19 protein-coding genes are annotated in these 22,233 nt (G+C 60.7%); 13 read left to right on the top strand and 6 right to left on the bottom strand.

What is annotated here, in order from left to right; all coding sequences use genetic code 11:
• Positions 1-206: 206 nt before the first annotated feature.
• Entirely contained in the window at positions 207-695 is a 489-nt protein-coding gene (locus BFQ04_RS25850; RefSeq protein ID WP_003176896.1) for an Lrp/AsnC ligand binding domain-containing protein, read from the bottom strand.
• 156 nt (positions 696-851) lie between these two features.
• Between BFQ04_RS25850 and dadA the strand changes: the two genes are divergently transcribed.
• The 6 genes from dadA (at position 852) to BFQ04_RS25820 (ending at position 6,949) form a co-directional block, all read left to right on the top strand.
• Positions 852-2,153, top strand: a complete 1,302-nt coding sequence (dadA, locus tag BFQ04_RS25845; RefSeq protein ID WP_065953226.1) for a D-amino acid dehydrogenase — start codon at positions 852-854, stop codon at positions 2,151-2,153.
• Positions 2,125-2,478, top strand: a complete 354-nt coding sequence (locus BFQ04_RS25840; protein ID WP_065953225.1) for a RidA family protein — start codon at positions 2,125-2,127, stop codon at positions 2,476-2,478. The genes dadA and BFQ04_RS25840 overlap by 29 nt, the downstream gene beginning before the upstream one ends.
• Positions 2,479-2,556: 78 nt before the next feature.
• Entirely contained in the window at positions 2,557-3,630 is a 1,074-nt protein-coding gene (gene alr, locus BFQ04_RS25835) for an alanine racemase (RefSeq protein WP_065953224.1), read from the top strand.
• A gap of 116 nt (positions 3,631-3,746) precedes the next feature.
• The gene (locus BFQ04_RS25830) at positions 3,747-4,295 is read left to right on the top strand and encodes a cupin domain-containing protein (RefSeq protein ID WP_003176893.1); all 549 of its coding nucleotides are present in this window, start codon (positions 3,747-3,749) and stop codon (positions 4,293-4,295) included.
• A 181-nt stretch (positions 4,296-4,476) separates the two neighbouring features.
• On the top strand, positions 4,477-4,887 hold the full coding sequence (locus BFQ04_RS25825) for a c-type cytochrome (RefSeq protein WP_065953223.1): 411 nt from the start codon (positions 4,477-4,479) through the stop codon (positions 4,885-4,887).
• Positions 4,888-5,026: 139 nt separating this feature from the next.
• Positions 5,027-6,949, top strand: coding sequence for an acetyl-CoA hydrolase/transferase C-terminal domain-containing protein (locus tag BFQ04_RS25820; RefSeq protein ID WP_065953222.1), 1,923 nt, complete (start codon positions 5,027-5,029; stop codon positions 6,947-6,949).
• Between the two features lie 125 nt (positions 6,950-7,074).
• On the opposite strand, the gene BFQ04_RS25815 is transcribed toward BFQ04_RS25820, so the two are convergent.
• The gene (locus BFQ04_RS25815) at positions 7,075-7,644 is read right to left on the bottom strand and encodes a xanthine phosphoribosyltransferase (RefSeq protein WP_003176890.1); all 570 of its coding nucleotides are present in this window, start codon (positions 7,642-7,644) and stop codon (positions 7,075-7,077) included.
• 58 nt (positions 7,645-7,702) lie between these two features.
• Positions 7,703-9,712 (bottom strand): DNA helicase Rep, encoded by a 2,010-nt coding sequence (gene rep, locus BFQ04_RS25810; protein WP_057723330.1) that lies wholly within the window; start codon positions 9,710-9,712, stop codon positions 7,703-7,705.
• 266 nt (positions 9,713-9,978) lie between these two features.
• On the opposite strand from rep, the gene BFQ04_RS25805 reads away from it, so the two are divergent.
• Positions 9,979-11,643: a putative bifunctional diguanylate cyclase/phosphodiesterase gene (locus BFQ04_RS25805; RefSeq protein WP_065953221.1), complete on the top strand. Its 1,665-nt coding sequence runs from the start codon at positions 9,979-9,981 to the stop codon at positions 11,641-11,643.
• Positions 11,644-11,677: 34 nt separating this feature from the next.
• On the opposite strand, the gene BFQ04_RS25800 is transcribed toward BFQ04_RS25805, so the two are convergent.
• Positions 11,678-13,081 (bottom strand): NorM family multidrug efflux MATE transporter, encoded by a 1,404-nt coding sequence (locus BFQ04_RS25800; protein WP_065953220.1) that lies wholly within the window; start codon positions 13,079-13,081, stop codon positions 11,678-11,680.
• Positions 13,082-13,231: 150 nt separating this feature from the next.
• On the opposite strand from BFQ04_RS25800, the gene BFQ04_RS25795 reads away from it, so the two are divergent.
• Both BFQ04_RS25795 and BFQ04_RS25790 read left to right on the top strand, forming a co-directional pair.
• Positions 13,232-14,152, top strand: a complete 921-nt coding sequence (locus BFQ04_RS25795) for a LysR substrate-binding domain-containing protein (RefSeq protein WP_065953219.1) — start codon at positions 13,232-13,234, stop codon at positions 14,150-14,152.
• Between the two features lie 177 nt (positions 14,153-14,329).
• Positions 14,330-16,306, top strand: a complete 1,977-nt coding sequence (locus BFQ04_RS25790; protein WP_065953218.1) for a methyl-accepting chemotaxis protein — start codon at positions 14,330-14,332, stop codon at positions 16,304-16,306.
• A gap of 27 nt (positions 16,307-16,333) precedes the next feature.
• Here BFQ04_RS25790 and BFQ04_RS25785 read toward each other — a convergent pair whose 3' ends face one another.
• On the bottom strand, positions 16,334-17,830 hold the full coding sequence (locus BFQ04_RS25785) for a YifB family Mg chelatase-like AAA ATPase (RefSeq protein ID WP_065953217.1): 1,497 nt from the start codon (positions 17,828-17,830) through the stop codon (positions 16,334-16,336).
• Between the two features lie 280 nt (positions 17,831-18,110).
• Entirely contained in the window at positions 18,111-18,374 is a 264-nt protein-coding gene (locus BFQ04_RS25780; protein ID WP_003195432.1) for an accessory factor UbiK family protein, read from the bottom strand.
• A gap of 420 nt (positions 18,375-18,794) precedes the next feature.
• Here BFQ04_RS25780 and glnK point away from each other — a divergent pair, with 420 nt between their 5' ends.
• From glnK to sutA, 4 genes are all read left to right on the top strand, one after another.
• Positions 18,795-19,133, top strand: coding sequence for a P-II family nitrogen regulator (gene glnK / locus BFQ04_RS25775; protein ID WP_002555808.1), 339 nt, complete (start codon positions 18,795-18,797; stop codon positions 19,131-19,133).
• Positions 19,134-19,168: 35 nt separating this feature from the next.
• Positions 19,169-20,506, top strand: a complete 1,338-nt coding sequence (locus BFQ04_RS25770) for an ammonium transporter (RefSeq protein WP_010207459.1) — start codon at positions 19,169-19,171, stop codon at positions 20,504-20,506.
• A 225-nt stretch (positions 20,507-20,731) separates the two neighbouring features.
• Positions 20,732-21,142 carry a secondary thiamine-phosphate synthase enzyme YjbQ gene (locus BFQ04_RS25765; RefSeq protein ID WP_256544622.1) on the top strand — a complete coding sequence of 137 codons (411 nt, stop codon included), beginning with the start codon at positions 20,732-20,734 and terminating at the stop codon, positions 21,140-21,142.
• A gap of 102 nt (positions 21,143-21,244) precedes the next feature.
• Complete coding sequence (gene sutA, locus BFQ04_RS25760; protein WP_065953216.1) at positions 21,245-21,571, top strand: transcriptional regulator SutA; 327 nt, start codon at positions 21,245-21,247, stop codon at positions 21,569-21,571.
• Positions 21,572-22,233 lie beyond the last annotated feature (662 nt).

Raw genomic sequence — 22,233 nt, 5'->3', positions numbered from 1 at the left:
ACCCACGGATTCAAGCCTGCGTTCGGCCAGCGTGGTTTAACGGGGCGCCTGAGATCAAAAGCAGATCAAGATCAAAAGCAGATCAAGATCAAGAGCGGCTCGCTTCGCATCGTGGTTACCGTCAGATGCTATGGCCTACGAAGGTGTGTAGATACCTATGGCCATCGGGGGCAAGCCCCCTCCCACATTTGATTGAGTTGTGTGGGTTAGTCCGGGATCGGCAGGTTCAGGCTTTCCTTCACCTCTTCCATCACGATATAGCTCTTGGATTCGCGCACATGGGGCAGTTTGAGCAGAATATCGCCGAGTAATTTGCGGTACGAGGCCATCTCGGAAATCCGCGCTTTCACCAGGTAGTCGAAGTCCCCGGACACAAGGTGACACTCCAGCACATGCGGCAGTTTGAGCACCGCGCGGCGGAATTCTTCGAACGTGTCGCCGGACTTGTAATCCAGGCTGATCTCGACAAATACCAGCAAACTCCCTTTCAAATGCTGCGGATTAAGCCGTGCGTTGTAGCCCATGATGATCCCTTCGCGCTCCAGGCGCCGGACTCGCTCGGTACAGGGCGTAGTCGACAGCCCGACCTTCTCCCCCAGCTCCGTGAACGAAATGCGCCCATCGGTTTGCAGGATGCGCAGGATATTACGGTCGATCTTGTCCAGCTCCCGCTTGGTCTGAGTGTTGGTACGCATAGGGGATACGCCTCTGTAAAAAGCATTTGTGCCGAGAATTGTCGCCAAATATAGGCATTTATATAGTGAAATGCACTGGTGATTGTTTTTTACACTGCGTCCATCATTGCTCGAATAACACACGTCAGCGGCTCAGCCCGTGATGAGGATATAAAAATGCGCGTTCTGGTCTTGGGTAGCGGCGTCATTGGCGTGACCAGTGCCTATTATTTGGCTCGGGCCGGCTTTGAAGTCGTGGTGGTCGACCGTCAACCGGCCGCCGCTATGGAGACCAGTTTCGCCAATGCCGGCCAGGTATCCCCAGGCTATGCCTCGCCATGGGCCGCGCCGGGCGTGCCGCTCAAGGCGATCAAATGGCTGCTGCAACGCCATGCGCCGCTGGCGATCAAGGCCACCGCCGATATCGACCAATACCTGTGGATGGCGCAGATGCTGCGCAATTGCACCGCCAGCCGGTATGCGGTGAACAAGGAGCGCATGGTCCGCCTCTCCGAGTACAGCCGCGACTGCCTTGACGAACTGCGCGCAGAAACCGGGATTGCCTACGAAGGGCGCAGCCTGGGCACGACTCAACTGTTCCGCACCCAGGCCCAGCTCGATGGCGCTGCCAAGGACATTGCCGTATTGCAGGAGTCCGGCGTGCCCTTCGAATTGCTCGACCGTGCAGGTATCGCCCGGGTCGAGCCGGCCCTGGCCAACGTCACCGATATTCTCGCCGGTGCCCTGCGCCTGCCCAACGACCAGACCGGCGACTGCCAGATGTTCACCACGCGCCTGGCCGACATGTGCAAGCAGCTGGGTGTTGAGTTCCGTTTTGAACAGGACATCCAGCGCCTCGATTATGCAGGCGACCGCATCAACGGCGTGTGGATCGACGGCGCGTTGGAAACTGCCGACCGCTACGTGCTGGCCCTGGGCAGTTATTCGCCGAAGCTGCTCAAGCCGCTGGGGATCAAGGCGCCCGTGTACCCGCTCAAGGGCTACTCGCTGACCGTGCCGATCACCGACCCGGCGATGGCGCCTACCTCGACCATCCTGGACGAAACCTACAAAGTCGCGATCACCCGTTTCGACAACCGAATTCGGGTCGGCGGCATGGCTGAGATAGCCGGTTTTGACCTGTCGCTCAACCCGCGTCGGCGTGAAACTCTGGAGATGATCGTCAACGACCTTTATCCTCAGGGCGGCGATCTGGCCCAAGCCAGTTTCTGGACCGGCCTGCGCCCGACCACACCCGATGGCACACCGATTGTCGGTGGCACCCCGTTCAGGAACCTGTTCCTGAATACCGGCCACGGCACCCTCGGCTGGACCATGGCATGCGGCTCCGGTCGTTTGCTGGCCGACCTGATGGCGAAGAAAACGCCGCAGATCAGCGCCGAAGGCCTCGATATTTCCCGTTACGGTAATCACCAGGAGTCCGCAAAACATGTCCATCCAGCGCCAGCTCACCAATGAACGCATGAGCCAGATCGTTGTTCACAGCGGTACCGTGTACCTGGCGGGCCAGGTGGGCGACAACATGGATGCCGGCATTGAGCAGCAGACCCGTGAAACACTGGCCAACATCGAGCGTTTGCTGGACCTGGCCGGCACCGACAAGACCCGCTTGCTGTCGGTGACGATCTATTTGAAAGACATCGATGCCGATTTTGCCGGTATGAACGCGGTGTGGGACAAGTGGTTGCCCAAAGGTGCCGCGCCGGCCCGCGCCACGGTTGAAGCCAAGTTGTGCGAACCGAATATCCTGGTAGAGCTGTCCGTTGTGGCCGCGTTGCCTTAACTGCAAATCCCTCTCCCGGGCCGACGTTGTCGGTCGGCACCGGTTTTTCTTCACTCTGCCGCCTAGAAGTCTGCCGCCATGCGTCCTGCCCGTGCCCTGATCGACCTCCAAGCCCTGCGTCACAATTACCAATTGGCCCGCGAAGTCACCGGCGCCAAGGCCCTCGCCGTCATCAAGGCGGATGCCTACGGCCACGGCGCGGTGCGCGTAGCCCAGGCGCTGGAAGCCGAGGCGGATGGGTTTGCGGTGGCGTGCATCGAGGAGGCACTGGAGCTTCGCGCTGCCGGGATAGGTGCACCGGTGCTGCTGCTGGAAGGTTTTTTCGAAGCCGACGAGCTGCCGCTGATCATCGAGCAGAACCTGTGGTGCGTGGTGCATTCACTGTGGCAACTTGAGGCTATCGAGCAGGCCACGCTGGGCAAACCGCTGACCATCTGGCTCAAGCTCGACTCGGGCATGCACCGTGTCGGCCTGCACCCCAAGGATTTCCAGGAGGCGTACAAGCGTCTGTTGGCCAGTGGCAACGTTGCGAAGATCGTATTGATGAGCCATTTTGCCCGTGCCGATGAGCTCGATTGCGTGAGCAGCAGCGAACAAGTGGCGGTATTCGAAGCGGCCCGCCAGGGTCTGGCGGCTGAAGTCAGCCTGCGCAATTCCCCGTCCGTACTGGGTTGGCCGAGTGTGTCCAGCGACTGGGTGCGCCCTGGCATCATGCTCTACGGCGCCACACCCTTTGGTGATGACCAGGCTATCGCCGCACGTTTGCAGCCGGTGATGACCCTGGAGTCCAAAATCATTTGCGTACGTGAACTGCCGGCGGGAGAGCCGGTGGGCTACGGTGCCAGGTTCGTCACGCCCAAGCCGATGCGTATCGGCGTGGTGGCCATGGGGTATGCCGATGGCTACCCGCGCCACGCGCCCACAGGCACACCGGTACTGGTCGCCGGCCAGCGCAGCCAGTTGCTGGGCCGGGTGTCCATGGACATGCTGTGCGTCGACCTGACGGATGTGCCCCAGGCGGGGCTGGGTTCCACGGTGGAGTTGTGGGGCAGGAATATCCTCGCCAGCGACGTCGCGACGGCGGCTGAAACCATCCCTTATGAGATTTTCTGCAACCTGCGCCGGGTGCCAAGGCTCTATTTGGGCGCTTGATCGCCAGGTACGAATGCTACTGCCCAGGATTTAGGCCCAAGTGTTGTAAATACTGAACGCTGTCGCCATGATAACGCTCAATTACAACAAAGCCTGAATCCTAGGAGGCACCTGCATTGGACGTCGGCGAACGACTGCAATCCATCCGTAAACTCAAAGGTCTTTCCCAGCGCGAGCTTGCCAAGCGCGCGGGCGTCACCAATAGCACCATTTCGATGATCGAGAAAAACAGCGTCAGTCCCTCGATCAGTTCCCTGCGCAAGGTACTGGGCGGCATTCCCATGTCCATGGTGGAATTCTTTTCCGAAGAGATCCTCCAGGAAATACCGACGCAGATCGTCTATAAAGCCAATGAGCTGATCGACATCTCCGACGGTGCCGTGACCATGAAGCTGGTTGGCCGAGCGCACCCGAGCCGGGCAATCGCGTTTCTCAACGAAATCTACCCGCCAGGCGCCGACACGGGCGAAGAAATGCTCACCCATGAAGGCGAGGAAACCGGGATTCTGGTGGAAGGGCGCCTGGAACTGGTGGTGGGCCTTGAAACTTTTGTGCTCGAAGCAGGCGATAGCTACTACTTTGAAAGCACCAAGCCCCATCGTTTTCGCAATCCGTTTGACGTGCCGGCGCGACTAATCAGCGCAGCCACACCCGCGAACTTTTAAAACAGAGGCGTCCTGCCAGCGTTGCAGGGGTTCGCGCAGCAGTACACCGTGAGGCCGAATCTCCCTTTATTTAATAGGGTTGTTTCGGCCGGGCGGTCTAACCGCTATACTTTCGCCGCCTGCGAAACCGTGGCCGCAGGCGTGAATAGCCACCATTGAGGGTGAACGCGTGAACCTAATTATGAAAATGCTGGCTGCACCAGCAACCGTACTGGCCCTGTGGGCTGTCAGCGCTCAAGCTGCGACCAACGACGACATCGCCAAGCGCCTCGAGCCTGTGGGCCAGGTGTGTGTCCAGGGTCAGGAATGCAAGGGTATGGAAGTCGCCGTGACAACGGGCGGCGGCGGCGCGAGAACCCCGGACGAGATCATTGCCAAGCACTGCAATGCCTGCCACGGCACCGGCCTGCTGAACGCGCCAAAAATTGGTGATACGGCAGCGTGGAAAGAGCGCGCCGATCATCAGGGCGGCCTCGATGGCATCCTGGCCAAGGCGATCACCGGCATCAATGCCATGCCGCCCAAGGGCACTTGCGCTGATTGCTCGGATGACGATCTCAAAGGCGCCATCAAGAAGATGTCCGGACTGTAGTCAGTCGATCTTCGCCAAAAATGCCGCTTACGAGCGGCTTTTTTGTCCCTGTGATTTGCCTTTCGTCGCTGGTCATTGCAGCAAAGACCCGGCAAGCTCGGTCCAACCCCCCATTAATGGAATGTTCGGGAGCAGTCGGATGGTGCAGTTGTGTTCAATCGAGCAAGCAGTTGACGACGTACTGGCGCGGTTGCCGGCGCATATCCACATGGGCATGCCGCTGGGTTTGGGCAAGCCCAACCTGTTCGTCAATGCGCTGTACCGGCGCATCGCCGAGTTGCCCGAGCGGGCGTTGACCATCTACACCGCGCTCAGCCTGGGTCGCCCCTCCCTGGGGGACGGGTTGCAGAAGCGCTTTCTCGAACCTTTTATCGAGCGCGTGTTTGGCGATTATCCGGAACTGGATTTTCTCGCTGACCTGCACAAGGACAGCCTGCCGAAGAATATCCGCGTGCAGCAATTCTTCATGCAGCCCGGCAGCCTGCTCCACAGCGATTGCGCGCAGCAGGATTATGTCAGCAGCAACTACAGCCATGCCGCCCGTGATATCAATGCCGCCGGCCTGAACCTGGTGGCGCAACTGGTTGCCAGCAGCGCCGAGCATCCCGACCGCCTGAGCCTGAGCTGCAATCCGGACATCACCCTCGACTTGCTACCCATGATCGCCAAGCGCCGCGAAGCCGGGGAAACCATCCTGGTTGTCGGCCAGGTCCACACTGAACTGCCCTACATGCCTGGCGATGCGGAATTGGGCATGGATGCATTCGACTACCTGCTCGACGAGAAAGACAGCACGACGCTGTTTTCCACGCCCAACATGCCCGTGGGGTTTCAGGACCATTTTATCGGCCTGCATGCCAGTACCCTGGTACGCGATGGCGGCACCTTGCAGATCGGCATCGGCTCCATGGGCGATGCGCTGACCGCCGCCTTGCTGGCGCGCCAGGCCGACAACGAAGCCTATCGATTGCTGCTGACCGATCTGGATGTGTATCAGTGGGCGCCCCTGATCAGCCGTGAGGGTGGCGTCGAGCCGCTCGTCCGGGGCCTTTATGGTTGCAGCGAAATGTTCGTCAACGGCCTGCTGGTGCTGGCGGATGCCGGCATCATCCGGCGCAAGGTGTACCCGGATGTGGCGACCCAGGAGCAAGCCAATGCCGGGCTGCTCGACGATGCGGCGCAGCCCGATGGCATCTCGATCCATGGCGGTTTCTTCCTTGGCCCGCGCAGTTTCTACCAGCGCTTGCAGGAGATGAGCCACGCCAAGCGGCTGGCATTCAACATGACCGGCATCAGCTATATCAACGAGCTGTACGGCCAGGAAGAACTCAAGCGTTTGCAGCGCCTGGACGCACGGTTCATCAACAGTGCGATCATGGTGACGTTGCTCGGTGCCGGTGTGGCCGACCACTTGGAAGATGGCCGCGTGCTCAGCGGCGTGGGCGGGCAGTACAACTTCGTTGCCCAGGGCCACGCGCTGGAAGGCGCACGCTCGGTCCTGATCCTGCGCAGCTGGCGCGAGTCGGCGGGAGAGGTCAGTTCCAATATCGTCTGGGAATATGGCCACTGCACCATTCCCCGGCACCTGCGGGATATCGTCATTACCGAGTACGGCATTGCCGACTTGCGGGGTCAGACGGATGCCAAGGTGATTGAAGCGTTGCTCAATATCACTGACTCGCGCTTCCAGGACGATTTGATCGAGCAGGCGCAAAAGGCCGGTAAGTTACCCAAGGATTTCAAGCTGCACCCGCGTTTTGCCGACAACACACCGCAACGGCTCCAGGCGATTCAAGCCAAGCACTGGCGCCTGTTCCCGGAGTACCCGTTGGGCAGTGACTTCACGGACGAGGAGCGGGACCTGTTGCGGGCACTGAACTGGCTCAAGAGCAAATTCAAGCTCACGGAGATGCTGGAACTGGGCAAGGCGGCGCTGGACGCGCCGGAGCCTGAGGCGTTTCCCAGGCATTTGGAGCGGATGCGGCTGGATCAGCCGGAGGGGTTCAAGGAGGATCTGTATCAGCGCCTGTTACTCGCCGGCCTCCAGGCCACCGCGCACTAACAGGCAATAGAGAGCAAATGTGGGAGGGGGCTTGCCCCCGATGACAGTGGGTCAGCCAACACATGTGGTGACTGATACACCGCTATCGGGGGCAAGCCCCCTCCCACATTTTAAGCTGCGTTGATTCAGATGAAGGTCACCACCCCACCGGCCAGGGACTTCACCCGCGCCAGCGATTCAACCCGATAACCCTGCGCATCCAGCTCGGCACGGCCGCCCTGGAACGACTTCTCGATCACAATGCCCAAGCCGGCAACGGTCGCGCCGGCTTGCTTGATGATCGAAATCAGCGCCTGTGAGGCCTTGCCGTTGGCCAGGAAGTCATCGATAACCAGCACGCGGTCGCTGCTGGTCAGGTGGCGTGGGGAGATCGCCACGGTGCTTTCGGTTTTCTTGGTGAAGGAGTACACCGTCGCCGACAGCAGGTTTTCGGTGAGGGTCAGGGACTGCTGCTTGCGTGCGAAGATCACGGGCACGCCGAGGTTCAGGCCGGTCATGATGGCCGGGGCGATGCCTGAGGCTTCGATGGTGACGATCTTGGTGATGCCCGAGTCCTTGAACAGCGCGGCGAATTCGTCGCCGATCAGTTTCATCAGTGCCGGGTCGATCTGGTGGTTCAGAAAGGCGTCAACCTTGAGTACCTGATCGGAAAGCACGATGCCTTCTTCGCGAATTTTCTTGTGCAGTGCTTCCACGGAAAGCTTCCTCTGATGGCGCAACAGGCGCCGAAAGTAGATTAAAAAGTAGTCGATTCTAGCGCTTTAACATCGCGCGTATATCGGCCAAGGCGCTGTTGCCGCGAACGGCCTTCACCTCGGTCGGGGTGTCGTCGTTGCCTTCCCAGGCCAGGTCATCCGGCGGCAGCTCATCGAGGAACCGGCTGGGGGCACAATCGATGATTTCGCCGTATTGCTTACGCTTGGCGGCGAAGGTGAAGGCCAGTGTCTGGCGCGCACGGGTAATGCCGACGTAGGCCAGGCGCCGTTCTTCCTCGATGGTGTCGGCTTCGATGCTGGAGCGGTGTGGGAGAATTTCCTCTTCCATGCCCATGATGAACACGTAGGGGAATTCCAGGCCCTTGGACGCATGCAAGGTCATCATCTGCACACCTTCGGCGCCGTCTTCCTCTTCCTGCTGGCGCTCGAGCATGTCGCGCAGCACCAGCTTGCCGATGGCGTCCTCGACGGTCATCTCACCGTCTTCGTCTTTTTCCAGGGTGTTCTTCAGGGCTTCGATCAGGAACCAGACGTTGCCCATGCGGTAGTCCGCGGCTTTGTCGCTGGAACTGTTGGTGCGCAGCCAGTTTTCATAGTCGATGTCCATGACCATGCTGCGCAGGGCACTGATCGGGTCTTCGCCGGCGCACTGCTCACGGACCTTGTCCATGAAGCGCTTGAAGCGCGACAAGCGGTCGGTGAAGCGCGTGTCCAGGTGTTCGCCCAGACCGATCTCGTCGGTGGCGGCGTACATCGAGATCTTGCGTTCGGTGGCGTAGTTGCCGAGTTTTTCCAGAGTCGTCGAACCGATTTCCCGACGTGGCACGTTGATCACGCGCAGGAAGGCGTTGTCGTCATCCGGGTTTACGATCAGGCGGAAGTAGGCCATCAGGTCTTTCACTTCCTGACGCCCGAAGAAGCTGTTGCCGCCCGACAGGCGATACGGCACCTGGTGGTGCTGCAATTTCAGCTCGATCAGCTTGGCCTGGTAGTTGCCGCGATACAGGATTGCAAAGTCGCTGTAAGGGCGGTCGGTGCGCAGGTGCAGGCTGAGGATTTCCACCGCCACGCGCTCGGCTTCGGCGTCTTCGTTGCGGCAGCGGATCACGCGGATTTCGTCGCCATGACCCATCTCGCTCCACAGTTGTTTTTCAAACTCGTGGGGGTTGTTGGAGATCAGCACGTTGGCGCAACGCAGGATACGGCTGGTGGAGCGGTAGTTCTGCTCCAGCATTACCACTTTCAGGGACGGATAGTCGTCCTTGAGCAGCATCAGGTTTTCCGGGCGTGCGCCGCGCCAGGCGTAGATCGACTGGTCATCGTCGCCTACCACGGTGAACTGATTGCGTGTACCGATCAGCAGCTTCACCAGCAGGTATTGGCTGGCGTTGGTGTCCTGGTATTCGTCCACCAGCAGGTAGCGCACCTTGTTCTGCCACTTTTCCAGGATGTCCTTGTGTTCCTGGAACAGTTTGACCGGCAGCAGGATCAGGTCGTCGAAGTCCACCGCGTTGAACGCCTTGAGCGTGCGCTGGTAGTGGGTGTAGACGATGGCGGCGGTCTGTTCCTTGGGGTTGCGTGCGGCTTCCAGCGCTTCGGCAGGCAGGATCAGGTCGTTTTTCCAGGCGCCGATCATGTTCTTGATCTCGTCGACGCCGTCGTCGCCCGCGTATTCCTTCTGCATGATGTCGGTCATCAGGGCTTTGACGTCGGTCTCGTCGAAAATCGAGAACCCCGGCTTGTAGCCCAGCCGTGCATGTTCCTTGCGGATGATGTTCAGCCCAAGGTTGTGGAAGGTGCACACGGTGAGGCCACGGCCTTCGCCACCCTTGAGCAGGGTGCCGACGCGCTCTTTCATTTCCCGCGCCGCCTTGTTGGTGAAGGTCATGGCGACGATGTACTGGGCGCGGATGCCGCAGTTCTGGATCAGGTGCGCGATCTTGCGGGTAATCACGCTGGTCTTGCCGGAGCCAGCACCGGCGAGCACCAATAGAGGGCCGCCGACGTAGTTCACGGCTTCTTGCTGCCGGGGATTGAGTCGGGACATACAGAGTTCAGGGAGTCGTTATTCAAAAGGGCGGGCATTTTAACAGGCTGGCAAGATTCTGCTGCCTTAGAACGACGGTGTGACGTACCACTCGATCTAAATTTGCCGGTTTTGCTACTTTGCCGCAGGATGTCGGGGGTATCGCGACTATTTTTCACAGTCTGCGTGTTTGATAACACCTATCATTGGTCATGCATTTGTTATCGTCAGGCCGCACGTCATAATGCCCGCCGCCAACGAATTTTTGCAGAGTCTAGGGAGCTAGCTTGTCTACGCCTGTCGAACCCTTGCGTTTGCTGCTGCTGGCCGATACGCCGGCGTGGGCAGCGTTGTTGCGCGAGTGCCTGGCGCCGATGGGCGATGGGGCTGTGCTGATCAGTGCACCCAGTTGGGATTCGGTGAGTCGTCTGTTCGACGACGATCACGAAGCGGTGCTATTGACCACGCCCGACCTGCAACCCGGTCCGGGTCGTTGCAGCCTGCCGTGTGTATTGCTGCTGGAACAGGAGCCGCTGGTTGCGCCGCTCGGTGTCAGCGATTGGCTGATCCATTCTGCGCTGGACGCCAGTACCTTGCGCCGCTGCCTGCGCCATGTGCGCGAGCGAGGCGTGCTGGAAAACACGTTGCAGCGCCTGGCCGAACAGGATCCGCTGACCGGTATCGCCAATCGTCAGGGTTTCCAGACCTTGCTGGCGGCACGGCTGGCGGAAAACGAAGGCCGCGGCCTGGCGCTCGGTCATCTGGACCTGGACAATTTCCGTCACGCCAACGATGCCCTCGGTCACCAGGCCGGCGACCGCTTGATTTTGCAGGTGGTCTCACGGCTCAAGAGCCAGCTTGAAGCCGGTGATCAACTGGCGCGCCTGGGCAGCGATGAGTTCGCGCTGCTGATCGACACCCGCCGTGCGCCCCAGCGCGCCGAATGGATGGCCGAGCGCATCACCGAAGTGATGGCCGAGCCGTACTGGGTGGACGGCGAAAGCCTGCTGATCGGCTGCAGCCTGGGCGTGGCGCATGCCCGAGCCCGTGCCGGGGCCGATCCGTTGATGTGGCACGCCCATATCGCCATGCAACAGGCCAAAAGCACCCAGGGCTGCACCTTTCATATCTTCAACGAACGCATCAACCGCAACGCGCGCAGCCTGGCCGATCTGGAAAGCGAGTTGCGCCGTGCCTTGCGCCGCGATGAGCTGGAGCTGCATTACCAGCCGCGCCTGGACCTGGATGACGGGCATATCGTCGGCCTCGAGGCCCTGGTGCGCTGGCGCCACGGCGAGCGTGGCCTGTTGCCTCCGAGCGAGTTCGTGCCCCTGGCCGAGCAGAGCGGCCTGATCGTGCCGTTGGGTTATTGGGTGATATCCCGGGCCCTGCGCGACATGCAGGACCTGCGCGAACGCGGCCTGCCGGCGTTGCATATGGCGGTCAACCTGTCGTTTCGCCAGTTCCAGGACAGTCAGTTGCTCTCGACACTCAGCCGCCTGATTGCCGAGCGCGGCGTGGAAGCGCAATGGCTGGAATTCGAGCTGACCGAAACCGCTGTGATGCGTCGCAGCGACCTGGTCAAACAGACCATGGACGCCCTCGGCCGCCTCGGCGTGCGGTTTTCCCTGGATGACTTCGGTACCGGTTTTTCATCGTTCGTGCACCTCAACAGCCTGCCGATTGCCTTGTTGAAGATCGACAAGAGCTTCGTCGGCGGCATGGAAGAGCGCGAAGAGAATCGCAAGCTGGTACACGCCATGATCAACCTGGCCCACAACCTCAACCTGGAAGTGGTGGCCGAAGGCGTGGAAACCCTCGAGCAGCTTGAACTTCTGAGACTGTTTGGTTGCGATCAAGCCCAGGGTTACTTGATCAGTAAACCGTTGCCGTTGGCTGAGCTGGTGGAATACCTGACGTCCGGCCAAAGCCAGCAGGCGTTGTCGGGCTGAGTACCCACTCCCACAGGTCTGACCGAGCAGGGCTTTACTCTGTCTGCGCCGCCTGAAAGGCAGGCTGTATGTCCGGCTCTCGCCGAATCATCCGCTTCATCTTCGCCTCGAACGCCCAGGTCAGGCTCACCGCCGCGCACGCCAACCCCAATGCCAGGCCCCACCACACACCGGTCGGCCCCCAGCCCAGGGTGAACGCCATCAACCAGGCCGCTGGCGCGCCGATCAGCCAGTAGCAACCGAGCCCCACCAGGAACGTGGTCTTGGCGTCCTTGAGGCCACGGATGCAGCCCATGGCGATGGTCTGCACGCCATCGAACAGCTCGAACCAGGCGGCGACGGCCAGCAGGCTGACGGCCAGGACGATGACGTCATGAAACGCCGGATCGTCATGGTCGAGGAACAGCCCGATCAGCGGGTCGGAAAACAGCCAGAACACCACGGCAAACCCCAGCATCAATAGGGCACCAAAGCCGATGCCGACCCGTCCGGCCATACGTGCCCGCAGCAACTGGCCGGCGCCATAATGCTGGCCGATACGCATGGTCACCGCGTAGGACATCCCCGCCGGAACCATGAACGCCACCGAGACGATTTGCAGGGCAATCTGGTGCGCCGCCAACTGCGTACTGCCCATGGTGCCCATGCACAGCGCCGCAAACGCAAACAGCCCGACTTCCACCGCATACGTGCCACCAATTGGCAGCCCCAGGCGCCACAACTCGCGCAGGTACTGGGTATTGAGGCGCAGCAGCCCGCTGCTCAGCGGATAGGCGGCGTAGGTGCGGTTGCTGCGGATGTACCACATCAGCGCCAACGCCATGCCATTGGCGACAATGGCCGTCACCAGGCCAATGCCCATCAACCCGAGTCTGGGCAGGCCGAACATGCCTTCGATCAGCGCGTGATTGAGCAGGTAGTTGACCACCGTGCCGCACAGGCTGATGACCATCACCGGGGTGGCTTTGCCGATGGCACTGGTGAAACCACGTAGTGCCATGAAGCTGAGATAGCCGGGCAGGGCGAAGGGCAGGAGGGTCAGAAATTGTCCGGCGGCCTGCACGTTGGTTTCGGTCTGGCCGAACAACAGCAGCACCGGCTTGAGGTTCCACAGCAGCAGCGCCGCCGCCAGGGCCATCAACCACGCGAGCCACAGCCCGGCCTGGGTCAGCCGGGTGGCGCCGTCGATGTCGCCAGCGCCGTGACGGATGGCCACAAGGGTGCCCACTGCCGCGATCACGCCGATGCAGAAAATCGCCACGAACGAATAGGTCGCCGCGCCCAGGCCCCCGCCGGCCAGGGCTTCGGGGCTCAGGCGGGCCATCATCAGGGTGTCGGTCAACACCATCAGCATGTGCGCCAACTGTGAGGCAATCAACGGCCCCGACAGCCGCAGAATGGCCCAGAGTTCGGTACGTGCCGGATGCTGCATGATCATCAATCTCGAAATGTCTGGGAGGTGCGGACGGTTGATTCTCGGCGCTTTCGGCGCATTGCACAAAAGGATAAAAGTGATTGTTTGCATGATTAAAACTCATGCCTGATCGATTCTGGTAGGGTTTGCCAATTGCGCTGTCGGAGTTATCAAATGTCTCGTCGTCTTCCCCCGCTTTACGCCCTGCGGGCATTCGAGGCCGCGTCCCGTCACCACTCCTTCACCCGCGCGGCGCAGGAGTTGTCGATTACCCAGAGTGCGGTCAGCCGGCATATTCGTACGCTCGAGGAGCATTTCGCCTGCCGGCTGTTCCAGCGCAACGGCCGTACCTTGCAACTCACGGAAGCGGCGCGTTTGTTGCTGCCCGGCGTGCGCGAAGGCTTCGCCGCCCTGGAGCGCGCCTGCCATACCCTGAACGCCGAAGATGACATCTTGCGCATGAAAGCACCGTCCACCCTGACCATGCGCTGGCTGTTGGCGCGGTTGAGCCGCTTTCGGGCCCTGCAGCCGGGCAACGAGGTGCAGCTCACCAGCGCGTGGATGAACATCGATGAAGTGGACTTCAATCAGGAACCGTTCGATTGCGCAGTGTTGCTCAGTAACGGGCACTTTCCGGCGGACTGGGAGGCCAGCTACCTGTTTGCCGAAATGCTGATTCCGGTGGGCGCGCCCAATCTATTGGACGACGGCCCTTGGGACGCGCAGCGGTTGGCAACGACCGAATTGCTGCACCCGACCCCGGACCGGCGTGACTGGCGTTACTGGCTGGAGCGCATGGGGCTGACCTCCCGGGTCTCGCTCAAGGGTGGGCAGGTGTTCGACACGCTGGAGTTGGGCATGATCGCTGCCGCGCGCGGTTATGGCGTGTCCATGGGAGACCTGTTGATGGTGGCCGAGGACGTCGCACAGAAACGCTTGAGCCTGCCGTGGCCAACGGCCGTCGCCAGCGGGGAAAGTTATTACCTGGTGTGGCCGAAAACCCGTCCCGGCGGTGAGCGCCTGCGGCGCCTGGCGGAGTTTCTACAGGGCGAGGTGCAGGCGATGGTTCTGCCCGCTGTGACTCGCCTCGAATGAAAGGGTCTGCGCATGAAGAGCAATCGTTTGCGTGACACCCCTGTGAATCGCTCAAGTATTGTGGAACCCCGCCGAAGTAGGTGGGTTGGAACCCTCGTGCACCACGTTTCCCACTAGATAATTCGCCGAGCAGCGCTAAGAGATCAGGATGATCCTGGCCTCGGCTCAGGAGCTGTCATGTCTCAACCTCGCGCTCGGATCGCTTCCCAGTTAGGCCTCGCATTGGCCGTGATTCTGGCTGTCGTCATCAGCGGCAGTACCGTCTTCGCTCTACGCTCGCTCGATACCGCCAACCTCGCCACCCGCGAGGAACACTTGGCCAGCGAGGCGCGCCTGCTCGCCGACCAACTCAATACCTTCCACAGCACCTTGCGCGAGAGCACTCAGCGTTTGAGCGGGCTGTTTGAAAAGCGCTTCGGCGCCGGCTTGAGCGTGCGTGCGGACCAGCCTGTCGCCGTGGCCGGTGTACAAACCCCAAGCCTGTACCTGGGCAGCGAGTTACTGAACAACAACTTCGGCGAAGTGGACGAATTCAAGGACATGTCCGGCGGCGTGGCCACGGTATTCGTGCGCAGCGGCGATGACTTCATCCGCATCAGCACCTCCCTGACCAAGCAGGATGGCAACCGCGCCATCGGCACCGTGCTGGATCGCCAGGGCCCGGCCTACCAGCGTGTGTTCAACGGGCAGGCCTACATCGGCCGGGCAGTGTTGTTCGATCGCTCCTATATGACCCAGTACAGCCCGGTGCGTGACGCCAGCGGAAAGGTCATCGCGGTATTGTTCATCGGGTTCGACTACACCGACGAACAGAAAGCCCAGTTCGACAACCTCAAGCGCTTCCGTATCGGCCAGACCGGCTCCTTGTCGCTGCTGGATGAACAGAAGCACTGGTTGGTACCGCCGGCCGGTGTGCAAGCCTTGGATCAAGCTGTCGCAGTGATGCTCGACTTGGCGAAGAAACCCGGTGAAGGCCGCTTCTGGAGTGACAAGAACGAAGATTTCTACAGCGTGTCGGTACCCTTCGAGGGTGGCCCTTGGGCGGTCGTGGCAAGTATGCCCAAGGCCGAGATTCGTGCAGTGACGTGGGACGTCGGCATGCGCCTGGTCATTGGCAGTGTGCTGGCCATGCTGTTGGCCGTGGGGGCCACGGTATGGCTGTTGCGCAGCAAGCTCGCGCCATTGAGTGACTTGGTGCTTCAGGCTCAAGCGCTCGGCGCAGGTGACCTGAGTGCGCGCCTCAATGTTTCCAGCCATGACGAAATCGGCCAATTGGCGCGCAGCTTCAACCAGATGGGCGAGGCGCTGTCGACCATGGTTTCGCACATCCGCAAGGCGGCTGAAGAGGTCAACAGCCGTGCCCAGGCGCTGTCGGGGTTGTCTGGCGGCGCTTATGAAGGCATGGAGCAGCAGTCCGGCGAGATCACCAGCATGGCCGGCGCGGTGGAAGAATTCAGCGCCACCTCGCTGAATATCGCCGACAACATGGGCAACACCGAGCGTCTGGCCCAGGAAAATGCCCAGCAGACCCGTATCGGGCGTGCCTCGATGGAGGAGGCTTCGTCGTCCCTGGAACACATCGCCACCGCGCTTAACAGCACCGCTACGGTGATCAACACCCTGGGCCAGCGCTCCCAGGAAATCGGCGGTATCGTCGGCGTGATCACCTCGATTGCCGAACAGACCAACCTGCTCGCGCTCAATGCCGCCATCGAAGCGGCCCGCGCGGGTGAGCAAGGTCGCGGCTTTGCCGTGGTCGCAGACGAAGTGCGCAACCTGGCCTCGCGCACCCGCCAGGCCACCGATGAAATTTCCGGAATGATCCAGAGCATCCAGCAGGAAACCGGTAATGCCATCAGTACCATGGAGCACGGCAACGTGCTGATGCAGGAAGGCCTGTCGCGCAACGCGGATGTGGCCTCGGCCCTGGCGCGCATCGACGAGCAGAGCCGCTCGGCCGGGCAGCAGTTCGCCGCAATCACCACCGCCACCCAGGAGCAGAGCAGCACCGCGACGTTGCTCAGCAGTAACTTGCAGAGCATTGCACTGGCTAACAGCGAGCAGCGTGAAGTGGTGTCGAACCTGGCGATCACCGCCAAAGAGCTGGAAACCCTGGCGGCGGGCTTGCGGCATGAGGTGGATCGCTTCCGCTAAGTCAGCCCTTTGGCTGCTGCGCAAGGCTCAAGAGGTCGCCGCCGGGCGGTATTGCAAGGCCTCTTGCAAATGGTGGCGAGCGATGGCGTCTGTTTGTTCCAGGTCCGCCAACGTACGCGCCACCTTGAGCAAGCGATGGGCCGCCCGCAACGAAAGCGTCAGCCGCTCGCAGGCGTTCTCCAGCCAGCGTTCGTCGACCTTCGCCAGCGTGCAGTGCTCGCGCAGCCCCGGCAGGTCGAGGAATGCGTTGGCGCAGCCCTGGCGTCGTTGCTGGCGTTCCCGCGCGTCGGCCACCAACGCGGCCGTTTTCGCGGTGGTGTCATCGGTCTGTTGTGCCGGGCTCAGCGCCGTGGCTTCCCGCGCCACCGTCAGGTGCAGATCGATCCGGTCCAGCAACGGCCCCGAGAGCTTGTTGCGATAGCGCTGTATCTGTTCCGGTGTACACCGGCAACGGCCGCTGGGTTCGCCCATATAACCGCAAGGGCAGGGGTTCATCGCCGCGACCAGTTGAAAGCGCGCGGGGAACCTCACCCGGTCGCGGGCGCGGGAAATCACGATATGTCCCGATTCAAGTGGCTCGCGCAGGACTTCCAGCACCTTGCGGTCAAATTCCGGCAATTCATCCAGGAACAACACGCCGTGGTGGGCCAGGGTAATTTCCCCCGGTTGCGGCTTCGATCCGCCGCCGACCAGTGCAGGGCCCGACGCCGAGTGGTGCGGCTGGCGAAACGGCCGGTGCGGCCAATGGCTCAACGGTGCCAGGCTGACCACGGATTGAATTGCCGCGACTTCCAGCGCTTCCTGCTCACTGAGCGGTGGCAGCAACCCCGGCAGGCGGCTGGCGAGCAGCGTCTTGCCGGTGCCGGGCGGGCCGCTGAACAGCAGGTTATGCGCCCCCGCAGCTGCGATCAGCAAGGCACGCTTGGCAGCCAATTGGCCCTGGACTTCACTGAGGTCCGGGTAAGGTTTGTTCAGGTACAACAAGCCGTCCGACCGGTAGGGCTCGATCGGCACATGCCCATTCAAGTGCGCCACCACCTGTAGCAAGTGATCCACTGCAATCACCGTCAACCCTGACGCCAGGCACGCCTCCTCAGCGTTTGCCCTGGGCACTATCAAGGTGCGTCCGGCCTTGCGCGCCGCCAAAGCGGCCGGCAACACGCCTTTCACTGCACGTACTTCGCCGGACAGCGCCAACTCTCCCAGGCACTCAACCTCATCGAGCATCAACGCCGGGACCTGCACGCTGGCCGCCAGGATCCCAAGGGCTATCGCCAGATCAAAACGCCCGCCGTCCTTGGGCAGGTCGGCGGGCGCGAGGTTGAGCGTGATGCGCCGCGCCGGGTATTGCAGGGCCGAGTTGAGAATGGCGCTGCGTACGCGGTCTTTGCTTTCCTTTACTGCAGTTTCCGGCAGGCCCACCAGCGTCAGTGACGGCAACCCATTGGCCATGTGCACTTCGACAGTGACGGCGGGGGCTTCGACGCCGACCTGGGCGCGGCTGTGGACGATGGCGAGGGACATGCTCGATCCTTGAATGGGGGGCCGCTGCCTGCGGATTATTCAAGGGTAGACGAGGTGGGAACAAGGATGGCGGGGAGGTTTTACAGAACGTATCCAGGCAACGAAGTGAGGGAGGGGGCAAGCCCTGATGCTAAGGCTTTTTGTAGGAGCGAGCTTGCTCGCGAAAAACGTCAACGATAACGCGTGCTTCCTGAATGAACGCGGTGCCTATGAGTTTTTCGCGAGCAAGCTCGCTCCTACAGGGGGCGGCATCAGGGCTTGCCTCCCACACTCATCGGCTTTATTCAGCCGATGGGGGCGTCAGCCGCGCTTCCAGTTCCGCTACCTTCGCTTCCAGGCTCTCCAGCCGTGCACGGGTGCGGGCCAACACCACCATCTGGCTGTCGAATTCTTCACGGCTGACCAGATCAAGCTTGCTGAAGCCACTTTGCAGCAGGGCCTTGAACTGGCTTTCGATTTCGTTGCGGGGCAGCGGGGTGTCGCCGCTGAACAGGCGAGAGGCGTGGCCGCTCAGGGCGTCGAGGAAGTCTTTGGGCGCGAGCATGGGAAATATTCCGGAAAACAGTTGGCCGGCAGTGTATCACGCAGCGTCTATAGTCTTTTCATGGCCTGGCTCGCACGCTTTTCGCGCATGGGGATGGGCGGCCACGCACTGTTTTGATGCGCATCGCCGCTGCCGTAACGCCCCGCAGGTGGGCATAAGTGGACAACGGACTGATTTCAGTGATTTTTACGGAGCTGGCAAGGTTTCTGCTTAGACGATCATGACCCATGCACTGATGCAGTCGCTGTGACGAATGCAGTGCGCCGACGGATCAGGGGTACAGGTTTCGTCACCAGTGGTTCGCTGGCGTCGCCACGCTAATACGCAGGCGACGATGCGTTACAAAGCCAGGCACTGCGCTTAGACTTGAGACGGGTTTGTTTTCCTGGGGCAAGTCCACCAATTCGGGAGAGAGTTTTCATGAAGCTAGTCACTGCCATCATCAAGCCGTTCAAGTTGGACGACGTACGCGAGTCACTGTCCGAGATCGGCGTGCAGGGCATTACCGTCACTGAGGTCAAGGGCTTCGGTCGGCAGAAGGGTCATACCGAGCTGTATCGCGGTGCGGAATACGTGGTCGATTTCCTGCCGAAGGTGAAGATTGATGTCGCCATTGACGACAAGGATCTTGACCGGGTTATCGAGGCGATAACCAAGGCTGCCAACACCGGCAAGATCGGTGACGGCAAGATCTTCGTGGTCAATCTGGAACAGGCTATCCGCATCCGTACCGGCGAAACCGATACCGACGCAATCTAAGCCGCCAAACCCCAACGCCCCAGGAGAAAAACACTATGACTCTGCGTAAATTCGCAGGGCTCGGAGCCCTGTTGTCCATCGTAATGCCAAGCCTTGCCATGGCGGCGGACGAAGTGGCGGCTCCAGTCCTCAATTCCGGCGATACTGCCTGGATGCTGACCGCCACTGCACTGGTGCTGTTCATGACCATTCCTGGCCTGGCACTGTTTTACGGCGGCATGGTCCGCTCCAAGAATATTCTTTCGGTAATGATGCAGTGCTTTGCCATTACCGGCCTGATCAGCATCCTGTGGGTTGTCTACGGCTACAGCATTGCGTTCGATACCACCGGTATGGAACAGGGCGTCGTCAACTTCAACTCCTTCTTCGGCGGCATGGGCAAGGCATTCCTGGCGGGTGTCACCCCGGCCAGCATCACTGGGCCTGCGGCGCTGTTCCCGGAAGCGGTGTTCATCACCTTCCAGATGACGTTTGCCATCATCACTCCGGCGCTGATCGTCGGTGCATTCGCCGAGCGCATGAAGTTTTCCGCGATGCTGATCTTCATGGCCATCTGGTTCACCCTGGTCTATGCGCCGATCGCGCACATGGTCTGGAGCGGCAACGGCGGCCTGATGTGGGACTGGGGTGTGCTGGATTTCGCCGGTGGCACCGTGGTGCACATCAACGCTGGTGTGGCTGGCCTGGTGGCGTGCATCGTGCTCGGCAAGCGCAAAGGCTTCCCGACCACCCCGATGGCACCGCACAACCTGGGTTACACCTTGATCGGCGCGGCCATGCTGTGGATCGGCTGGTTCGGCTTCAACGCCGGTTCCGCTGCTGCCGCCAACGGCACGGCCGGTATGGCGATGCTGGTCACCCAGATCGCCACTGCTGCCGCTGCGCTGGGCTGGATGTTCGCCGAGTGGATCACCCACGGTAAGCCAAGCGCACTGGGTATCGCCTCGGGCGTAGTGGCCGGCCTGGTCGCAATCACGCCAGCTGCCGGCACCGTGGGGCCGATGGGGGCTCTGGTGATCGGCCTGGTCGCCGGTGTGATCTGTTTCTTCTGCGCAACCAGCCTCAAGCGCAAGCTGGGCTACGATGACTCCCTGGACGCATTTGGCGTACACGGTATCGGCGGTATCGTCGGTGCGATCCTCACCGGTGTGTTCGCAGCCCCGGCACTGGGCGGCTTCGGCACCGTGACTGACGTCGCTGCACAGGTCTGGATCCAGTGCAAAGGTGTCGGCTTCACTGTGATCTATACGGCGATTGTCACCTACGTCATTCTCAAGGTACTGGACATGGTCATGGGCCTGCGTGTCACTGAAGAGGAAGAGGCGGTCGGCCTCGACCTGGCGCAACACAACGAGCGCGGTTACAACTTGTAAATACACAAAAAAAAGATGCCCGGCTTGCCGGGCATTTTTTTGCCTGGCGTTTGTCTTTGACTATAAGTTGCATGGGTTTTTCATCGACTTTGTGATGGGATCCACACGGCACTTTCAAGGGTGCAAATGTCTTACAGGCATGTGGGCGTATTCGGCACTTTGTTTTTTTCCAGAGCGCGCTAGAATGCGCGCCGATGGGCGGAGAACTGTATGTGGTAACAGACCCTGATTACGCTGCGGGCCAAGCCCCGGGGCTTTCACCTGGTGACCGACGAGTTGCTTGCCGGCTTGCCTGAATTGAAGGCCTGCCGCGTGGGTTTGTTGCATCTGTGGCTGCAGCACACCTCGGCCTCGTTGACGGTCAACGAGAATGCCGATCCGGCGGTTCGCCGCGACTTCGAACGTTTTTTCAACCTGCTGGTGCCGCAAGGCCAGGCGGGATTCGAACACAACGACGAAGGCCCGGATGATCTGCCGGCGCACTTCAAGGCCAGTCTCCTGGGCTGCCAGCTGAGTTTGCCGGTGAAGGCCGGCCGCTTGGCGATGGGGACCTGGCAAGGTGTTTATCTGGGCGAGCACCGTGATCATGGCGGTGCTCGTAAAGTCCTCGCCACCTTGCACGGTGAAGGGGCATAAGCCACTGGTGATCCAGTGGATGTTGATTTTTTTCCGGCCGCCTCGACAGAGGGTAAAGCTGGGCTATAACTAATCTGCTTTTCGCAAGTCATGAGGTAGAACATGAGCGACGATGATCTGGAAAACGACGACCTGGAAGTAGGTGACGACACTGAAGACAGTCTTGAAGTGGCGGCTGAGGACGTTGCTGAAGACCTTGAGGACAGTGCTGGCGATGACGCCGCTCCCAAAGCCAAAGGCAAGGCCAAGGCTGCTGTTTCGGTAGACGAGCTGCCCAGCGTTGAAGCCAAGAACAAAGAACGCGATGCCTTGGCCCGTGCGATGGAAGAATTCCTCGCCAAAGGCGGCAAAGTGGTCGAGGTCGAGCCCAATGTGGTAGCGGATCCACCGAAAAAGCCGGATAACAAGTACGGTAGCCGTCCCATCTGAGGTCAGCTAACTGCTTGTAGGAAGAAGCCCGCCGTCGCTGCGGGTTTTTTCATGCCCGATGATTTACTTGAGCCTGGCAGTGATCCACCTGTGGGAGGGGGCTTGCCCCCGAATGCAGTGGCTCAGCCAGTCCATTTGCCGGCTGATACACCGCTATTGGGGGCAAGCCCCCTCCCACATTTTCCTCAGTGTTGACGCTATAGCGTTACTGTTTGTAGGAAGAAAGCCCGCCGTGGCTGCGGGTTTTTTCATGCCCGATGATTTACTCGAGCCTGGCAGTTATCCAACTGTGGGAGGGGGCTTGCCCCCGATTGCAGTGGCTCAGCCAGTCCATTTGCGGGCTGATACACCGCTATCGGGGGGCAAGCCCCCTCCCACATTTTCCTCAGTGTTGACGCTATAGCGTTACTGTTTGTAGGAAGAAGCCCGCCGTCGCTGCGGGTTTTTTCATGCCCGATGATTTAGTTGAGCCTGGCAGTGATCCACCTGTGGGAGGGGGCTTGCCCCCGATTGCAGTGGCTCAGCCAGTACATTTGCAGGCTGATACACCGCTATCGGGGGCAAGCCCCCTCCCACATTTTCCTCAGTGTTGACGCTATAGCGTTACTGTTTGTAGGAAGAAGCCCGCCGTCGCTGCGGGTTTTTTCATGCCCGATGATTTA

The organism is Pseudomonas sp. 37 R 15, assembly GCF_900004865.1.
GTDB lineage: Bacteria > Pseudomonadota > Gammaproteobacteria > Pseudomonadales > Pseudomonadaceae > Aquipseudomonas > Aquipseudomonas fluorescens_AM.
Note: the sequence above shows the minus strand (reverse complement) of the source record. Positions and strands in the feature narration are given on the sequence as shown.